The 17,206-nt window shown below is 62.8% G+C and carries 8 protein-coding genes and 1 pseudogene; 3 read left to right on the forward strand and 6 right to left on the reverse strand.

All coding sequences use genetic code 11. The features are described from left to right. Window positions 1–48: 48 nt before the first annotated feature. Together nfuA and NTD82_RS15415 are read left to right on the forward strand one after the other, a co-directional pair. Entirely contained in the window at window positions 49–633 is a 585-nt protein-coding gene (nfuA, locus tag NTD82_RS15410; protein ID WP_095155072.1) for a Fe-S biogenesis protein NfuA, read from the forward strand. A gap of 216 nt (window positions 634–849) precedes the next feature. Beyond that, window positions 850–1,308, forward strand: a complete 459-nt coding sequence (locus NTD82_RS15415) for a hypothetical protein (RefSeq protein WP_262129324.1) — start codon at window positions 850–852, stop codon at window positions 1,306–1,308. On the opposite strand, the gene NTD82_RS15420 is transcribed toward NTD82_RS15415, so the two are convergent. Beyond that, on the reverse strand, window positions 1,247–3,718 hold the full coding sequence (locus NTD82_RS15420) for a TonB-dependent receptor plug domain-containing protein (RefSeq protein ID WP_262129325.1): 2,472 nt from the start codon (window positions 3,716–3,718) through the stop codon (window positions 1,247–1,249). The two genes, NTD82_RS15415 and NTD82_RS15420, sit on opposite strands and share 62 nt — an antisense overlap. A 62-nt stretch (window positions 3,719–3,780) precedes the next feature. Then, window positions 3,781–6,015 carry a TonB-dependent receptor gene (locus tag NTD82_RS15425; protein ID WP_262129326.1) on the reverse strand — a complete coding sequence of 745 codons (2,235 nt, stop codon included), beginning with the start codon at window positions 6,013–6,015 and terminating at the stop codon, window positions 3,781–3,783. A gap of 369 nt (window positions 6,016–6,384) precedes the next feature. Here NTD82_RS15425 and NTD82_RS15430 point away from each other — a divergent pair, with 369 nt between their 5' ends. Continuing rightward, complete coding sequence (locus NTD82_RS15430) at window positions 6,385–11,775, forward strand: RHS repeat-associated core domain-containing protein (RefSeq protein ID WP_262129327.1); 5,391 nt, start codon at window positions 6,385–6,387, stop codon at window positions 11,773–11,775. A 36-nt stretch (window positions 11,776–11,811) separates the two neighbouring features. Here NTD82_RS15430 and paaZ read toward each other — a convergent pair whose 3' ends face one another. The 4 genes and pseudogenes from paaZ to NTD82_RS15450 form a co-directional block, all read right to left on the reverse strand. After that, entirely contained in the window at window positions 11,812–13,866 is a 2,055-nt protein-coding gene (paaZ, locus tag NTD82_RS15435; RefSeq protein WP_262129328.1) for a phenylacetic acid degradation bifunctional protein PaaZ, read from the reverse strand. A gap of 33 nt (window positions 13,867–13,899) precedes the next feature. Next, window positions 13,900–15,126, reverse strand: coding sequence for an OprD family porin (locus NTD82_RS15440; RefSeq protein WP_262129329.1), 1,227 nt, complete (start codon window positions 15,124–15,126; stop codon window positions 13,900–13,902). Window positions 15,127–15,157: 31 nt separating this feature from the next. Then, a pseudogene (locus NTD82_RS15445) lies at window positions 15,158–16,726 on the reverse strand (cation acetate symporter); the annotation flags it as partial. Then, the gene (locus NTD82_RS15450) at window positions 16,717–17,025 is read right to left on the reverse strand and encodes a DUF485 domain-containing protein (protein ID WP_095155065.1); all 309 of its coding nucleotides are present in this window, start codon (window positions 17,023–17,025) and stop codon (window positions 16,717–16,719) included. The pseudogene NTD82_RS15445 and the gene NTD82_RS15450, both read right to left, overlap by 10 nt. Window positions 17,026–17,206: the final 181 nt, after the last annotated feature.

The raw sequence follows: 17,206 nt of genomic DNA on the forward strand, positions 1-17,206 counted from the left end.
CGTTGACGCGCTTGGCGTAAACTGCCGCCAAGTCTGTGAGGAAATTCCATGAGCGCTATAACTATTACCGACGCCGCGCACGATTACCTGGCCGATCTGCTCTCCAAGCAGAACACGCCGGGCATAGGTATTCGCGTCTTCATCACCCAGCCCGGCACCCAATACGCCGAAACCTGCATTGCCTACTGCAAGCCGGGTGAAGAGAAGCCAGAAGACACCGCGCTGGGCCTGAAGAGCTTTACCGCCTACATCGACGCTGTCAGCGAGCCGTTCCTCGACGACGCCGTCGTCGACTACGCCACCGACCGCATGGGCGGCCAACTGACGATCAAGGCGCCGAACGCCAAGGTGCCGATGGTCAACGATGACAGCCCGGTCAACGAGCGCATCAACTATTACCTGCAAACCGAAATCAACCCGGGGCTGGCCAGCCACGGTGGTCAGGTCAGCCTGATCGAAGTGGTCGAGGACGGCATCGCCGTGCTGCAGTTCGGCGGCGGTTGCCAAGGTTGCGGCCAGGCCGACGTGACCCTCAAGGACGGCATCGAGCGCACCCTGCTCGAGCGCATCCCTGAGTTGAAAGGCGTTCGCGACGTGACTGACCACACGCAGAAAGAAAACGCTTACTACTAAGCACAGAAAACGGAGCCAGATGGCTCCGTTTTTTTGTCTGGGGATTCTCTTTTCTCGGCATGCTATGCCCTTGTGGTGGCTTGCCAGCGATACGCCGCGCGCGAAGTGGAACGCTTACTACTGACCCCTGTCATAGTCTGGCAATATGACATCGCGGGGCCGCCCCGCGATTCATTTCTAGCGCTGAATTTCAGCAGTTCCTCAGTCAGGGTCGACATGCAACCTCTCTATCTCAAAAAAATCGTCAACGCTTACATTCAGGAGTCGCCATTCCTCGACGCGCACTCACAACCGTCGTTCACCACCGTGCCGATGGCCCCAAAGATGGAAAGCTGGTGGGTTGGCGGAACCGTTGAGGTGACGCAGGACGTCCTGGTTTTCTCGGCCAACTTCGCCAACCGCCTGGTTCATGATCATCTCAACGAGGTGCATATCCCCACGGCGAATATGACCTCGATCGGATACGAGTTCGGCTGGCTCACCGGGATCGTGGTGGTGAGGCACCTCAATGGCGAGTTCCGCTTCCGCTGCTACGGCGCCAAAGGCGTGGTGGCCCAGTTGCATGAAGCGTTCATCGAGCCAAGGACCGCGTCGCGCTCCCTGGCTCAGCCGGTCAAAAGTCGTAACTCACGCTGGAGTAGTAAAACGCCCCCTGGGCGCCTTCGGGAGAAGTGATCGAGTACTTCGGCACCCCGTACAACTGCGCGCCCTTGAGTTTGTCCGGGTGGCTGTCGAACAGGTTGATCGCGCCCACCGAGACTTTCAGCCCGAGGTCGAAGCGGTAGCTGAGGTCCAGGTCGGTCACCCATTGCGGGCTGAAGGTCTGGTCCAGTGCCGGGTTGCTGGCGTTGAGGTTTTTCCATTCGCCGTAACGCCGCTGGGTCAGGGTCAGGCCCCAGTTTTCGTACAGCCAGTTGGCGCTGAAGGTCAGTTTGTTCTCCGGGGTGCCGTGTTCGATCAGGCCTTGGGTGTTGCGCCCGACGATCTGGTCGCCACGAATGCCGCCCACATCCCGCAGGTCGGTGATCCGCGTGCGGGTCTTGGCGACGCCGGCGTTCAGGTCCAGGCGACCATAGGCGGCCAGGTCCAGTTGGTATTGGCCGCTCAGTTCGATGCCGTCGGTGCGGGTGTCGGCGATGTTGGTGTAGAACGCCGCGCTCTGGATGTTGGCGTAGGGCGTGCCGGCGAAGATCGGCCCGACCACGTTGGCCGGCAACTGGTCGGAGAGGGTGATGCGGTTGTCGATGTCGATGCGGTAGGCGTCCACGCTCAGTGATGCGTTGGTCAGCGGTCGCCAGACCAGCCCCAGGGAGTAGTTGGTGGATTCTTCCGGCTTCAGCGCCCGGCCGCCGAGCAGCGCCGCTTCCGGGCTGTCGGCACGCAGGGTGCGCTGCTGCACTTCAACCCAGTTGCCGCTGCCCGCCGGCTGCTCGACCACTTGCACGCTGAACGATGACAAACCGCTCTGCACCAGCGATGGCGCGCGATAGCCGCTGCTGATGCTGCCGCGGGCGGCGATCTGCGGGGTGAAGTCGTAGCGCAGCGACAGCTTACCGTTGGTGGTGTCGCCGAAGTCCGAGTAGTGCTCGGAACGCACCGCCAGGCCGGCCTGGAATTTGTCGGTGATCTGCCCTTCGAAATCCAGATAAGCACCGAGGACCTTGCGCTCCAGCGAGGCGGCATCGACCTGGGTGATCCCCGAGTAATAGCCCGGAATGCGCCGTCCGGTGATCGGGTCGAGGGTATTGAACAGCGCGCCGTTCTGCCAGCCGGCGGCCTCGCCGGCGCTCAGGGCGTAATTTTCCTTGCGCCAGGCCAGGCCGGCGGAAACGGTCAGCGGCTTGGCCAGCAGGTCGGTAGGGAAGTCCCGCACCCAGTCCAGGGTCAGGTTGGTCTGCTCGTTCTCGCGTTCACCGGTGTAGATGTTGTACGGGCTTGCCGTACCCCAGCTCGGGTTGATGGCATCGCGGTCGGTGGACTTGAGGGTGTCGTTGCCGTAGTTGGCCGCCAGGTCGAACTTGCCCAGTTGCTCGCTCTCGTAACGCAGGCCGCCGGTCAACGCATAGTCTTCGAGGGCGTAGCGGGTGATCGGCAGGCGCCCGTCCGGGTAGCGCGACAACGCCACGCTGCCGTAGTTGCTGCGCAGGGTGGTGGGCGGGTCGAAGAAGCCTTCGGCGTCGGTGTTCTTGTGCGCGTAGGTGGCGAAGCCGTAGGCGGTCAGGCCGTCGCCGAGGCCGATTTCGCTGTTGGCGACGAGGTTGTACTGATCGGAAACCCCGCCCGAGCCCCAGTTCCAGGTGCGGTAGCGGTTGTTCTGCTCCCGTGGCGTGTTGATGCTGGTGCTGCCGGGATAGAAGATGCGGTTGTCCGGCCGGGTGTCGCTGGCCGGGTCCTGGTTGCCGGCGTCGAACGACAGGGTGAGGAAGCCGTCATTGGGCAGGGCAAAGCCTTTCCAGCCGCTGAGCTTGCGCTGCAGGCCGTCGCCCTTGTCGTAGCCGCCGAAGCGGTAGCCGATGTTGCCGCCGTCATCGTTTTCCTTGAGCACGATGTTGATCACCCCGGCGATGGCGTCGGAGCCGTACTGGGCGGCCGCGCCGTCGCGCAGGATTTCCACCCGCTGTACCGCGCTGAGCGGGATCAGGCTGAGGTCCACCGCCGCCGCGCCGCGGCCGTTGGCCAGGCTCTGGCGGGTAATGTTGGCGCTGCTGTGGCGGCGCTTGCCGTTGACCAGCACCAGCACCTGGTCCGAGGCCAGCCCGCGCAGCGAGGCGCCTTGGGCGATGGAGCCGGCGAAAGCACCCTGCGGCGATTGCGGGAAGCTGAAGGACGGCGACAGCGCGGTGAGTGCGCCGGACAAGTCCTTGGCGCCGGTTTCTTCGAGGCGTTCGGCGCTCAGCACATCCACCGGCGCGGCGCTTTCCAGCGCGGTGACGTCGCTGCGGCGAGTACCGACCACCACCACGGTGTCGAGTTTGTCACTCTTGGCGCCATTGCCGGTGGCGGGCTCCTGGGCCTGAACGACGGGCACGGCAAGGCTGCCGATGACCAGCGCGATGGCGCCGGCCAAGGGATCGAGACGGAACATGTGGGGCTACTCCTGTAACACGAAAGAGGTGCCGGCGGCGCGGGCCGCCGGCGAGGGCGGGATCAGAACCGGCTGGTGACGCTGAGGCCGACGGTGCGCGGGTCGCCGTAGGTGATGACGTATTGGCCGGCGGTGCCGTTGGGCCGGCCGTGGACCTGGTAGCGGCGGTCGGTGAGGTTGTTGACGAAGCCGGTGACGCTGAGTTTTTCGTCGGCGCTGAACCAGGTCAGGCGGCTGTTGACCAGGGTGTAGTGCGGCTGGTTGAGCGGTTCATCGGCGCTGCTCTGGCGGTCGGCGAGGAAGTATTCCTTGTCGCGGTAGCTGACATCGCCACCGGCCACGAGTTTGCCGGGAATGTCCAGCGGCAGGGTGTAGTCGGCGCCCAGCGACACCACGTGGCGCGGCGAGCGGACGAAGCTGTTGCCGCTGTAGTCGGCGGTGACGGCGCCGGTGGTGGGGTTGGTGTTCTTGAAGTCGGTGTATTCGGTGTCGAGGAACGACAGCGCCGCGCGCAGGTGCAGGCGATCGGTGGGCTGGCCCTCGATCTCCAGTTCCGCGCCCTTGACCTTGCCCTTGGCGCCGTTGGTCAGCGCGGTGGTGAGGATGCCGCTGTTCACCGTCAGCAGGTTGACCTGGATGTCCTGGTAGTCGTAGTAGAAGACGTTGGCGTTGACCGTCAGGCGACGGTCGAACCACTCCGATTTCAGGCCCAGTTCGTAGGCGTCCAGTTCTTCCGGGTCCACCGTGGTCAACTGCGCCAGGCTGGTGGACAGGCCGGTGTTGAAGCCACCGGAACGGAAACCGTGGGCGTAGCGGAAGAACACCCGCAGGTTGTCGTTGATGCGGTATTCCGGGGTCAGGTCGTAGGTCCAGGCGTCCCAGCGTTTTTCTTCTTCCTGGTTGCCGTTGCTGCCGGCGGCGGTCAGCGGGATCAGCGGGCCGTTGGCGGTGGCGCGGGTCAACTGGGTCAGGTTGAGGTCGATGTCCTTTTTCTCGGTGGTCCAGCGCAGGCCGCCGGTGACCGTGAGGTTGTCGGTGAAGTCGTAGGCCAGGTTGCCGAACAGCGCATAGCTGTCGGTGCGGTGGTCGTAGTTCAGGTCGCGGAAGCCCACGGCGCCGCCGGTCTGGTTGGAGCCGGTGCCGTTGGGCGTCGGGCCGGGGATCACGCGGCGCACGGCGCTGCTGTCGAGGGTTTCGTGGAAGTAGTGGGTGCCGAGCATCCAGCGCAGGGTTTCCTGCTGCGGCGAGGCCAGGCGGAATTCCTGCGAGTACTGGTCGTAGCGGTTGTCGCTGTCGGTGGCGCCGTTGACTTCGTAGGGGGTGTAGTCGGCGTCGGCGAGGGACTGGTTGCGCAGGTAGTCGTAGGCGGTGATCGAGGTGAGGGTGTAGTCGCCGAGGTTCCAGTTCAGGGTCAGCGAGGTGCCGCTGTGGTCGAGTTTGTAGTCCTCGTCGGTGTTCAACTCGATGCGCCGGCCTTCGGGACGCTGGTAACCGACGTTGTAATAACGCCCCAGCGGCAGCGAACCGCTGCTGCCGTCGCCCTTGAACTCGCGGCTGTGGATCTTCAGCAGCGCTTCCAGGTCGTCGGTGACCTTGGCCAGGAACTGCACGCGCACGGCCTTCTTGTTGACGTCGCCGTAGGTCTGGTCGTTGGTCAGGTTGTGGGTGAAACCGTCGCGCTCCTCGGAGTACAGCGACACCCGGCCGGCCAGGCGGTCTTCCACCAGCGTGCCGCCGATGGCGCCGTTGAGGATGCGCTCATTCTTGCTGCCGAAGCCGATGGTGCCGTAGCCGTCAGTCTCGAAGGTGGGTTTCTTGGAGATCACATTGACCGCGCCGGCGGTGGTGTTCTTGCCGTACAGGGTGCCTTGCGGGCCGCGCAGGATCTCGATGCGTTCCAGGTCGAACAGCGGACCGCCGCCAGCCACCGGGGCATTGAGGTAGACGTCGTCGGCGTAGATGCCCACCGGGTAGACGGTGGCGGCGCCGGTGTCGCCGGTGCCCAGGCCGCGGATGTACCAGCGCGGACGGCCGTCGCCATCCGGGTTCTTCGCCGAGGCGTTGGGAATGAAGGTGGTGATATCGCCCATGGCGCGAACGCCGTCGGCGACGATGTTGCTGCCCTGGACCGCGGAAACCGCCACCGGCACTTCCTGGAGGGTTTCCTCGCGGTGCTGGGCGGTGACCGTGACGGCCTTGAGTGACGTGGTGGTGGTGTCGTCTTCGGCGTGAGCGAACTGGCCGGCCAACAACAGACTGAGGCCGATGCCTTTAGTGATTGGATTGATCTGGAACATGCTGCTTCTCCCCGAGCGTTGCAGATGCAGGGATAGAGCAGGGTTTGTGCCAGTTTTATAAGGTGTTGATTTACATCAATAAAACGTGATTTTTCGGTGATGGCTGCTAGTTGGGCAGCAGGCGGCTGTGGAATGCCTGTTGCTCCAGCAGCAATCCGCTGTTGATTGCCGCGCATGGCGTGTTGGCTGCCAGGCCCGTCGCCGTGTGGAGACGTTGGAAGTATCCCAGTGCGCTGTTATTTCGAAGGGTTATCGCGACCTGTCATTTTTATCAGTTGTTGCCGACGGCCTTCGAATCTAACGTCATCGTAAATGCTTGTTTATGGTGTGCTTAAAGCCGGGTGGTTATTACCACGCGAGGGAGACGTCATGTCCGATAAAAAGAAAGGCGCCGCTGTTATTCCCTCTATCCCGAAGGGCGCGGGTGCGGATCCTGCATCAGGAAGTTCTGAGCAGCCGCTGGCGGGTGGGGGGCAGGAAGTTCCTCGCAGTCACGTTATTTCCATTAATCCTGAAACCGGCCGTGGCGTGTTGAAAATTCCGCTAGGGCGTCTGTTTGCCGATGAGGGAAGTAAGGCGGGAATTGATATCAATCTTTCCTGGGATCTGGACAATCCGGTGTTGAAGTTTTTTCCGCCGGACAAGGTGTTTAGGGTTTGGGTGCCGGAAAGTGTTACCGGGGCGCAGTGTGGAATTTCCTTGCGGTCGTGTGAGGGGCGCCCCATCAAAGCCAAATTTAAAGATGAAGGGATACAGGTTGGCACCGACTTTCTATTGGACGCGTCGGCGTTATGCGCAAGGCTTAAAGTGATACTCGCTTGCCGCGCGGAAGGTAAAAGTGAATGTGTGGCTGTTTACTATAAGAATGGGGTAAGTGAATTCTATAGTTATGAATTTCCTGACGGTGATGAAGGTGAGGGTGACTTTTTTACTGTTTTCGGGGTTCTACTGTTAAGTCAGTATGTTTTGCCGTCGGGCCGGTCACTGAGTTTTACGTGGGCGCACGAGGGTAAACATCCAACGCTTGTTTCTATCCAGGATGAAAAAAGGTGCCTGCTGCGCGCGGCATGGACAACCGCACACGAGCGCCCTGAACTCGAAAGCCTGACGATGTTCCCGGATAGCGAGGAAAAGGCGTGCTACCTGTTCTCTCGCGAAGGCGAGGTGTTGAGCATTGACGTCAATGGCGCAGGCGCATCGGCCAAGCAGCGCTACCGGCTTGAAAACGACAGTGAAGGCCGGCTTGCGACATTTACGCTGGAAAACCAGGTGACCCTCGCCCCTGAGAAAGAAGGCGACGAAGGGGGACTTGAGACTCGCTGTCACGTCGAATCGCTGGCGTACACCGACGGCAAAGTTCGCCAGCATTCGATTGCGTCCGGCGGAGGTTGCGCAGTCAGGGTCGAACAATACAGCTATGAGCGCGGCAAGACGTCGGTTACTTGCACCCTGCGTGCGGAAAATACCGAGACAGCGGAGAACAATAGTGTCGCCACCCGTGTGTATACGTTCGGAGACAATTTTTTTTCCGAGTCATCGCACTCCGGTGGCGTGGTTGTTACCACTGAGCAGACCGTTCAGATAGATAAGGTGCGCGGCGTCGCGGCTGTCAAAACGATAAAAATGCAGGGAGGCGCCATTGTTGATGAGTTGACCCTGGAATATGACGCGTGCGGCAACCTGATTACACATATTCAAGGCGATACGGTGACGGAGTGGACTTACTACAATAATTACCAGGCGTATAGCGTTTCCGAGCGTCGCGAAACTCAGCAAGATACAAGTTTTTTTGGAGTTATTTTAAAGCCATTCGAATACCTGAACCCGGTTGGATGGGGGTTTGCGCTATTCGGGAATGGAGGGCTCACTTGGGGAACGGTACTGACCTCGACGGTCACGATGTCAGCCTCTGACAATAACTACGCTCAAAGCGCCTTTCAACTTCCCGTTGAAATCAACTATCCGGGCGATGTCAAAAACTTCGCCGCGCATGTCGAATCAGAACTGGTGTACCGCAAGAAAGGCGATAAGAAGCATGCCTTGAGCCTGACCTATTATGGCTACGAAGCCTTTAAACCGATGCCGGTGCCGGGTGGGCGCACCCACGCGGTTGTTCCTAAGCGCAAGTTGACGGTGCTCGAGCCACAGTATGACGAAGTGGATGTATCGGCAGAGCAGTTGGCCGTTGCCAGAAAGGCTGCCAAGGCGGTGCTGGACCTGTTTGCCAGGGAACTCAAGGCCGCCACCGACAATAGGTTGAAGGAAGAACAGCAGGCGTCGCTGGACGAACTGAATACCAGCCTGCAGGCGCAAAGCAAAGCCAATGCCCGAGGGTTCAGGCTGCACACGCCGTGGCCGCAAGGGGCGATGCAGGTCGAGGATCTGGCCTACCACAACCAGGCCGGCAAACCCGGCTTCGGACTGCTCAAGTCCAGTGCCACCTATTTGCTGGGCGGCGACGGCAAGGAAATCGAAGGCTCCAGGGTTACCTCCGCGTTCGACTACAGCCTGGCTGCCGAGGACGCGCGCAAGGTGACGGTAAAAACCACGGTGGAAACCACCGATGTAATCACCCTCACTACAAGCCAGACCCGTTCGGTGCTGAGCGGGCGGCAGCTTGAGCAAGTCGATCCCCTGGGCGCCGTCACCACGTTCAGCTATGACGAGCGCGGCCTGCTGAGCAAGGAAACGCTGACGCTGGACGGCAAGGTGCTGCGCGAGGTGGTGCATGCTTCCAGCCCGCTCAAGGGCAATCTGTGGCGCCATGAACGCCACGACACCGAGACTGGACAGGGCATCCGGACCGTGGTGGATGAGTTGGGCCGCGTGCGCGAGCACTGGGAGCAGGAGGGCGCGCTGTGGCTGTTGATGAACAGCTACAGCTATGACTCGGCGGGTCGTAGCGCCAGCCGGTGTGAGTACGACTACGACAGCCAGCATCAACGGCACAGCACGCAGCTCACCACCTGGGCGTACACCGACAGCGGCACGACGATCACCCAGGTGCTCAAGGATGCCAGCGACCAGGAAATCGACCGTCAGTCCCAACGGATGGAGATTACAGCCGATAGCGAGACGGTGATCTCCAACGGCTTCGAGGTGCAACGCCGGTTCGAACCGGACGCTGGCGTGCTGACCGAAACGTTCGGGGACGCGAGCAAGGCTCACTTCAAGATTCAAAGCACCGTGAATGACGCCGGCCAGTTGCTCTCGGCCCGATACCTCAAGGTCGCTGCGGATAAAAAGGAGACCGAGCGGGACAGCCTGGCGATCGCCTACAACTGGCAGGGGCTGGCCGAGACCATGACGCCTGCGTTCGGCGCTGCTTCCACGTACCGCTATGATCGCTTTGGCCGCCTGCTCGGCACCACCACCGGCGGTGTCGAGGTCGGTAACACCTATGCCGATGCGTCGCGCTTGCCCGTGGCAACGACCGGCTTTGTGAAAGAGGCCGACGACGAGGTTCTGCTGGGAAGCCAGACAGTCGATGGCCTGGGGCGGATTACCAGCCGGACAGTCAACGGCTTCAAGACAACGGTCACCTATGCAGGGACGAGCCGCTGGGCCACGGGGGGTGATGCAGACAAGCAGCCACAGGCGGACAAGCATTTCACCCGCACCCGCGACGTCACGGGCCTGGAATTCAGTGAAACCTACGACCAGGGATTCGGCGGTTACATCCACACCTCCCGCACCGTGCTCAGCCGGGGCGGCAGGCTGTTGACGTTCGAAGGGTTATCGGGCGGCGTGACTCACTACCAGTACGATGCCTGCGGCCGGGTGCTGGGGTCGACCAATGACAGTTGCGAGGCGCGGTTCGTGTACGCCGATAAAGGTCTTCTGGCCAAGGAAACCATCAAGGCCCTGGCCGAGGGCGTCACCATGACGGTGACCTACAGCTACGACGAGATGGGCCTGGAGATCAGTCGCTCATTCGACTGCGAGGGCTTCGCGCCTCATGTGATCGAGCGGACCTTACTGGGCGATGGGCGCGTGCAGAAGAGCAGCCTGTCAATCAACAAGAAGGAACAGCGCAGCGATCAGTATGAATATGACGAACTCAAGCGCCTGGCATCGTGGTCGTGCACGGGTGAGGGGGTAGACACGGGTAATGACAGGCGTTACGTCAAGCAGGTTTTCAGCTACGACGCGTTCGGCAACGTAGTGTCGCGTCAGGACGATTACTATTTGATCGAGCACAAGCAGCGCCCTGACACGCTCGAAACGAGTACCACGACTTATCGCTACGACCCGCTGAAACCCGGGGTGCTGCTGAGCGTTGACGGGCATGGCATGCAAAACGATGACAGGGGCCGGGTGACCAATCGCTTCTGCCGTGAAATCACGTACCACGACAACGGCCAGGTCAAGCGCTACGCCTGTGAAGAAAGCCCTGAAGAGCCGATGCCTCGCAATGGCCTCAATCAGGATAGGGAGCAAGCCTTCCTGTACGACGACCTTGGCCGAGTCCGTGGGGATGGACGCGATTATTATCATTATCGCGGCGATCGCATTTATGCCTGCACCGAACAAAATCTCGTCAACTTCAATCGCGACCACAGCGGGCGGCGGATGATGGTGTTGCAAAACGACAGCCCCGGTTGCTGGATGCAGGAAGTCAGGGCCGCCAGTAGGGTCAATCCCGCCCAAGGCCTTTGCTTCGACACCTTCGAACTTCGCGACGCCGCCGGGACGGTATTCGCCAGCTTCAACCTGAAGCTCAAGACGATCACTTACCAGGCCTACACCCCTTATGGCGAGCGCAAGTCCAGCCGTGAGTCGTTCACCTGGCTGGGGTTCAAAGGTGAGCCGCAGAATGCGCTTGGGCTGTACCACCTTGGTAATGGCTACCGCCTCTATGACCCGCTTCTTCAGCGTTTCCAGACGCCTGATGACTGGAGCCCGTTCGGCGAAGGCGGCCCGGCGGCCTATGTTTTCTGCAACGGCGACCCGGTCAATTACTGTGATCCGCAGGGCCATCAGCGGGTCGCCCAGTTCAGCCGCCTGGAGACCGCTCCGTGGATGTACAGCGCCGAATTCAACATTGCGACGAGTGTGCTGGGGGTGCTCGCGACGCCGTTCACGGCAGGAGGATCGCTTGCCCTCGGCATCGGGCTGACCGGGCTTGCGGCCATAACGGCCGCGTTCGATATCGCCTCGACGCTGCTCAAGGACAGCGATCCCAAGTTGTCGAAAATTTTCGGGTACGTCGGGATGGCGACAGGGGCAATGGAGGCTGGTGCCGGGATCGTGACGGCATTCGGCAATGCGCCGGGTGTAATAGGCAAGTCTACTAACCGAGCAAGTGCTAGCTGGATGAGTGCGGCAGGCGATGGTCGCAGGGTCGACAGCCTCAGCCTTGCGCATTCAGCCCGAGGAGGCTCGCACAAATCGCAGACAGTGATTGACGGGGTGGCGGGGCTGGGGATGCAGTCCGCCGAAGCGGGGCTTCGTTGGCTTGATTGGGTGCCATCAGCGCGCCGTGCAAGAGGTATTGATAACTATCTTTTGAGGCAGTTCAGAGCCGCCATAAGGGAGCTGTCTGATGTGCCGTGGCTTGACCTGATAGCGGCTCAAGCCCTGGATATCGATATCTCCAAGCCGCTGGATTACAAGGGGGTGAGTGAGCTGCTCATAAAGGCTCATACCCGTGGTTTTCACTACGACAGAATCGTCGGTAGTTTCTGCCGGGGAACGATTCCTCCGCATGGCTACTGGACGGGGGGCGCAGGCACTTTTCGTACAAAGCCTGGTCGTTGAAGCGAAGGGGGCCGCACAGCGGCCCCCCCGGTTTCCTCAACCTTCGCGTTTCACCACCAACGTCAGAATGTCGTAACTCGCCACCAGCTCACCCAACTGGTTGGTCACTTCCACATCCCACGCCACCACCCCTTGCGGAATGCCCTGCGGGCTCTTCTTGCCCTGGTCGATCTTGCGCTTGCAGGTCAGGCGCGCCTGGATGGTGTCGCCGATGCCCACCGGGTTGATGAAGCGCAGGTTGTCCAGGCCGTAGTTGGCCAGCACCGGGCCGGGCGCGGGGCTGACGAACAGGCCCGCCGCGGCCGACAGCACGAAGTAGCCGTGGGCGATGCGCTTGCCGAACTGCGATTCGCGGGCGGCGATTTCGTCGAAGTGCATGTAGAAATGGTCGCCCGACAGGCAGCCGAAGTTCACCAGGTCGGCCTCGGTGACGGTGCGCCGGTGGGTCAGCAGCGACTCGCCGATGCGCAGGTCTTCGAAGTGGCGGCGGAACGGGTGCACGTCGGTTTCGATCACCTCGGCACCGCGCACGTATTCGCCGGTCACCGCCATCAGCATGCTCGGCGAGCCCTGTATCGCGGCGCGTTGCAGGTAGTGCTTGACCGCCCGCAGGCCGCCCAACTCTTCGCCGCCACCGGCGCGGCCGGGGCCGCCGTGCTTGAGTTGCGGCAAGGGCGAGCCGTGGCCGGTGGATTCAGTGGCGGCTTCGCGGTCCAGCACCAGCAGCCGGCCATGCCAGGCCGCCGCCACTGGAATGGCCTTGGCCGCGACGGCGCGGTCGGCGGTGACCAGGCTCGCCACCAGGCTGCCTTTGCCGCGCGCGGCGAGGTCGAGGGCTTCGTCGAGGTCGTTGTAGGTCATCAGGGTGCTGACCGGGCCGAACGCCTCGATATCGTGGGCGCCGCCTTCGGCGTGGGCATCCCGGGCCAGCAGCAGGGTCGGGGCGAAGAACGCACCGTTGGCGACGCCTTCACCGCGCGGTTCGAAACCGTCACGGGCGCCGAACAGCAGGTCGCAGCTTTGCAGCAGTTGTTCGACCCGCTCGCCAACGTCGGCCTGCTGATCATGGGACGCCAGGGCGCCCATGCGCACGCCCTCTACCGACGGATCACCCACCACCACCTTGCTCAGGCGCTCGCGCAGGCGCGTGGCCACGGCATCGAGGTGCTTGGCCGGGACGATGGCGCGGCGGATGGCGGTGCATTTCTGCCCGGCCTTGGTGGTCATCTCGCGCACCACCTCCTTGATGTAGAGGTCGAACTCCTCGCTGTCCGGCGTGACATCCGGGCCGAGGATGGCGCAGTTCAGCGAATCGGCCTCGGCGGTGAAGGGCACCGAGTGGCGGATCAGGTTGGGGTTGACGCGCAGCTTCGCCGCGGTGTCGGCCGAGCCGGTGAAGGTCACCACGTCCTGGCCGTCGAGGCGGTCGAGCAGGTCGCCGGTGCTGCCGATCACCAGTTGCAGGGCGCCTTGCGGCAGCAGGCCGGATTCATCCATCAGGCGCACCACGGCTTCGGTCAGGTAGCTGGTGGCAGTGGCCGGTTTGATGATGCACGGCATGCCGGCGAGGAAGGTCGGCGCGAACTTTTCCAGCATCCCCCAGATCGGGAAGTTGAAGGCGTTGATGTGCACCGCGACGCCGGTGCGCGGCACCAGGATGTGGCTGCCGGCGAAGCGCCCCTGTTTGCCCAGCGGGATTGCCGGGCCTTCATGCACGAGGTTGCCCGACGGCAGTTCGCGGGCGCCGATGCCAGCATAGGAGAACAGCGTGGCGTTGCCGCCTTCGATGTCGATCCAGCTATCGGCGCGGGTCGCGCCGCTGTGGTGGGACAGGGCGTAGAGCTGTTCCTTGCGCTCGGCCAGGTACAACGCCAGGGCCTTGAGGCGCTGGGCGCGTTGCTGGAAATCCAGGCTCATCAGTGCCGCGCGACCGCGCCGGCGGGCGTGTTCGACGGCTTCGGCGAAGTCCGGGCGCTCCTCGTGGGCATGGGCCAGGACGTGGCCGTCCAGGGCGCTGCGCAGGGATTGCGCGCCGTGCTCGCCGATCCAGCGGCCGGCGATGAAGCTTTGCAAGGTAGGGGCAGCAGGCATGGTGTGTTCTCCGATTCTTTCAAGACGGCGCTGTTACCACAGCGCCAGGGTGTAGCCGACGATCAGGCGGTTCTCGTCCAGGGCATTGGTCAGGCCGTTGCCGGAACGGAAGGTGACGTTGCGCCAGCGCAGGCTGACGTTTTTCAGCGGGCCGCTCTGGATGACGTAGGCGAGGTCGGTGTCGCGTTCGCGCTCGCGGCCGTTGTCGATGCCCGCCGCCTTGGCGTGGCGGCCATCGGTGTAGCGGGTCATGAAGGTCAGGCCGGGGATGCCGAGGGCGGCGAAGTCGTAGTCGTAGCGCGCCTGCCAGGAGTCCAGCCCGGCGCGGGTGAAGGTGTTGAAGGTGACCAGGTTGACGGTGTACGGGTCGCCGCCGTTGAGGAACGGGAAGGCACTGTCGCCAGACATCTGCTGGAAGGTGCCGCTGAATTTGTGCGCGCCCACCGCCAGGGTGAACATGCCGTTGAAGTTGCGGTTATCGATGCGGCCGGCGCGTTCGGCACCGTCGCCGCGGCTGTCGAAATAACGCAGGTCGCTGCGCAGGCTCAGGCCTTCGCCCAGCGGCTGGGTGTGCACCAGGCCGACGAACTGCTGGCGGTAGATCTCCTCCAGCTTGGCGTAGTAGTAGGTCACCGCCAGTTGCGGGTTGAAGGCGTAAGTGCCGCCGCCGAAGTCGAAGTGGTCGCTGCTGGCGGCGCCGTAGCCGATGTCGTCATTGCTCGACGAGTCGCGCAGGTTGGCCTTGGTCAGGCGACCGCCGTTGAGGGTCAGGCCGTCCAGTTCCTGGCTGGTCAGCAGGCCGCCCTTGAAGGTCGAGGCGAGCAGGCGGGTGTCGTTGTAGGTCACCACCGGCAACAGCGGTTGCAGGGTGCCGAGGCGCAGCACGCTTTTCGACAGGCGCACCTTGGTGGTCAGACCCAGCTCACTGTAATCATCCGCCGGCTCCAGGCTGTTGCGACCGTAAGGCAGCAGGCCGGTGCCGCGGCGGTCGCGGCTGGAATCGAGCTTGATGCCCAGTTGGCCCATGGCATCGACGCCGAAGCCCAGCGTGCCGTCGGTGAAGCCCGACTCCAGCTTGGCGGTGAAGCCCTGGGCCCATTCCTCGGCCTTGGCTTGCGGCGCGTTGTCCTGGCGGAAATCGCGGTTGATGTAGTGGTTGCGCAGCTCGATTTTTGCGTGGCTGTCCTCGACGAAACCGGCCATGGCCGGGGCGCAGGCGAGGGGCAGGGTGAGTCCTGCCAGAAGGCGAACAGGGTTCATTGTTGTTATTCCCGAGTCGTTTTCTTGTGAATTAGTGTTTGCTGGCGCCAGCGGCGCCGATACCGGTCATGGAGCGGATGAACTGCGCCAGGTAGCGCCCGCGTTCCTCGCTGGCCTGGGCCGAGCGGTCGGTGACCGAGAACACCCAGGCACTGAGGAAGGCCGCGCTCATGGAGAACAGCGCCGGGTTGCTGTAGGGGAACAGCGCCTTGTCGTGATGCAGCACGTTGACCCACACCACCGGGCTCAACACCAGCAGGATCACGGCCGAGAGCAGGCCCGCCATGCTGCCGGCGACCGCGCCACGGGTGGTCAGGCCCTTCCAGAACATCGAGAGGAACAGCACCGGGAAGTTGACCGACGCCGCGATCGCCAGCACCAGCCCGGACAGGAAGGCGATGTTCTGCGATTCGAACATCAGCCCGAGGATGATCGCCAGCACGCCAATCACCAGGGTGGCGACGCGGGAGACGCGGATCTCTTCCTGTTCAGTGGCCTTGCCCTTGCGGATCACGCAGGCGTAGAGGTCGTGGGACACCGCCGAAGCACCGGACAGCGCGAGGCCGGCGACCACCGCGAGGATGGTGGCGAAGGCCACTGCCGAGATGAAACCGAGGAACAGGTTGCCGCCCACGGCTTGCGCCAGGTGCACGGCGATCATGTTGCCGCCGCCGATGATTGCGCCGCTGGCGTCGCGGTAGGACGGTTCAGTACCGACCATGACGATGGCGCCGAAGCCGATGACGATCAGCAGCAGGTAGAAGTAGCCGATGAAACCGGTGGCGTAGAACACCGACTTGCGCGCTTCCTTGGCGTTACTGACGGTGAAGAAACGCATCAGGATGTGCGGCAGGCCGGCGGTGCCGAACATCATGCCCACGGCCAGGGAAATGGCGTCCACCGGGTTCGACAGCAAGCCGCCCGGGGCCATGATCGCCGCGCCCTTGGCGTGCACGGCGGTGGCGCTGGCGAACATCGCCTCGGTGCTGAAACCGAAGTGCTTGAGCACCATGAACGCCATGAAGGTGGTGCCGGACAGCAGCATCACCGCCTTGATGATCTGCACCCAGGTGGTGGCGAGCATGCCGCCGAAGGTCACGTAGAACACCATCAGCACGCCCACCAGCATCACCGCGTAGAGGTAGCTGATGCCGAACAGCAACTCGATCAGCTTGCCGGCGCCAACCATTTGCGCCACCAGGTACAGCAGCGCCACGGTCAGGGTGCCGAAGGCCGAGGTCAGGCGCACCGGCGTCTGCGCCAGGCGGTAGGAGACCACGTCGGCGAAGGTGTATTTGCCCAGGTTGCGCAGGCGTTCGGCGATCAGGAACAGGATGATCGGCCAGCCGGCGAGCACGCCGAGGGCGTAGAGCAGGCCGTCGTAGCCGTTGAGGAACATCATCGCCGAGATGCCAAGGAAGGACGCGGCGCTGATCATGTCGCCGGCGATCGCCAGCCCGTTCTGCATCCCGGTCAGGCCGCCGCCGGCGGTGTAGAAATCACTGGCCGAGCGGGTGCGCAGGGCGGCCCAGCGGGTCACGCCGAGGGTGAAGACGACGAACAGCAGGAACATGCCGATGGCGGTCCAGTTCATTGCGCGCACTCCTGCTTGACCTTGTCGTTGAGCGGATCGAGGACGTTGTTGGCGCGGTACACGTAGATACCGGTGAGGGCGAAGGACAACAGCACGATCAACACGCCCACCAGCATGCCCACCGTGGTCACGCCGCCACTGAGGGACTGGCCCAGGGTGCTGGGGGAAAAGGCCACGAGCAGGACGAAGCCGTAGTAGATCACCAGCATGGCGGCGGTCAGCGTGCCGTTGAGCCGGCGCTTGCGCCGGACCAGTTGCTGGAAGTCGGGGTGATTGCTGATGGATTCGATATGACTGGGAGTCATGGGTGGGCGCTCTCTTGATCTTGTTGTAGTTGTGTTGTGGGAGCGGGTTTACCCGCGATGGGTAGCGGACCCTGGGTGTTTCCGGTGAAACGGTGTTGCCTGGTTTTGCGGCCCTTCGCGAGCAAGCTCGCTCCTACCGGGTTTGCGTTTTGGGCGTGTAGGAGCGAGCTTGCTCGCGATA

The sequence above is a fragment of the Pseudomonas sp. 5P_5.1_Bac1 genome (assembly GCF_025466015.1).
GTDB lineage: Bacteria > Pseudomonadota > Gammaproteobacteria > Pseudomonadales > Pseudomonadaceae > Aquipseudomonas.

What these genes read in the sequence shown, in the direction of transcription:
- nfuA (WP_095155072.1), top strand. Translation starts at nt 49, where the DNA reads ATGAGCGCTATAACTATTACCGACGCCGCGCACGATTACCTGGCCGAT.
- NTD82_RS15415 (WP_262129324.1), top strand. Translation starts at nt 850, where the DNA reads ATGCAACCTCTCTATCTCAAAAAAATCGTCAACGCTTACATTCAGGAG.
- NTD82_RS15420 (WP_262129325.1), bottom strand. Translation starts at nt 3,718, where the DNA reads ATGTTCCGTCTCGATCCCTTGGCCGGCGCCATCGCGCTGGTCATCGGC.
- NTD82_RS15425 (WP_262129326.1), bottom strand. Translation starts at nt 6,015, where the DNA reads ATGTTCCAGATCAATCCAATCACTAAAGGCATCGGCCTCAGTCTGTTG.
- NTD82_RS15430 (WP_262129327.1), top strand. Translation starts at nt 6,385, where the DNA reads ATGTCCGATAAAAAGAAAGGCGCCGCTGTTATTCCCTCTATCCCGAAG.
- paaZ (WP_262129328.1), bottom strand. Translation starts at nt 13,866, where the DNA reads ATGCCTGCTGCCCCTACCTTGCAAAGCTTCATCGCCGGCCGCTGGATC.
- NTD82_RS15440 (WP_262129329.1), bottom strand. Translation starts at nt 15,126, where the DNA reads ATGAACCCTGTTCGCCTTCTGGCAGGACTCACCCTGCCCCTCGCCTGC.
- NTD82_RS15450 (WP_095155065.1), bottom strand. Translation starts at nt 17,025, where the DNA reads ATGACTCCCAGTCATATCGAATCCATCAGCAATCACCCCGACTTCCAG.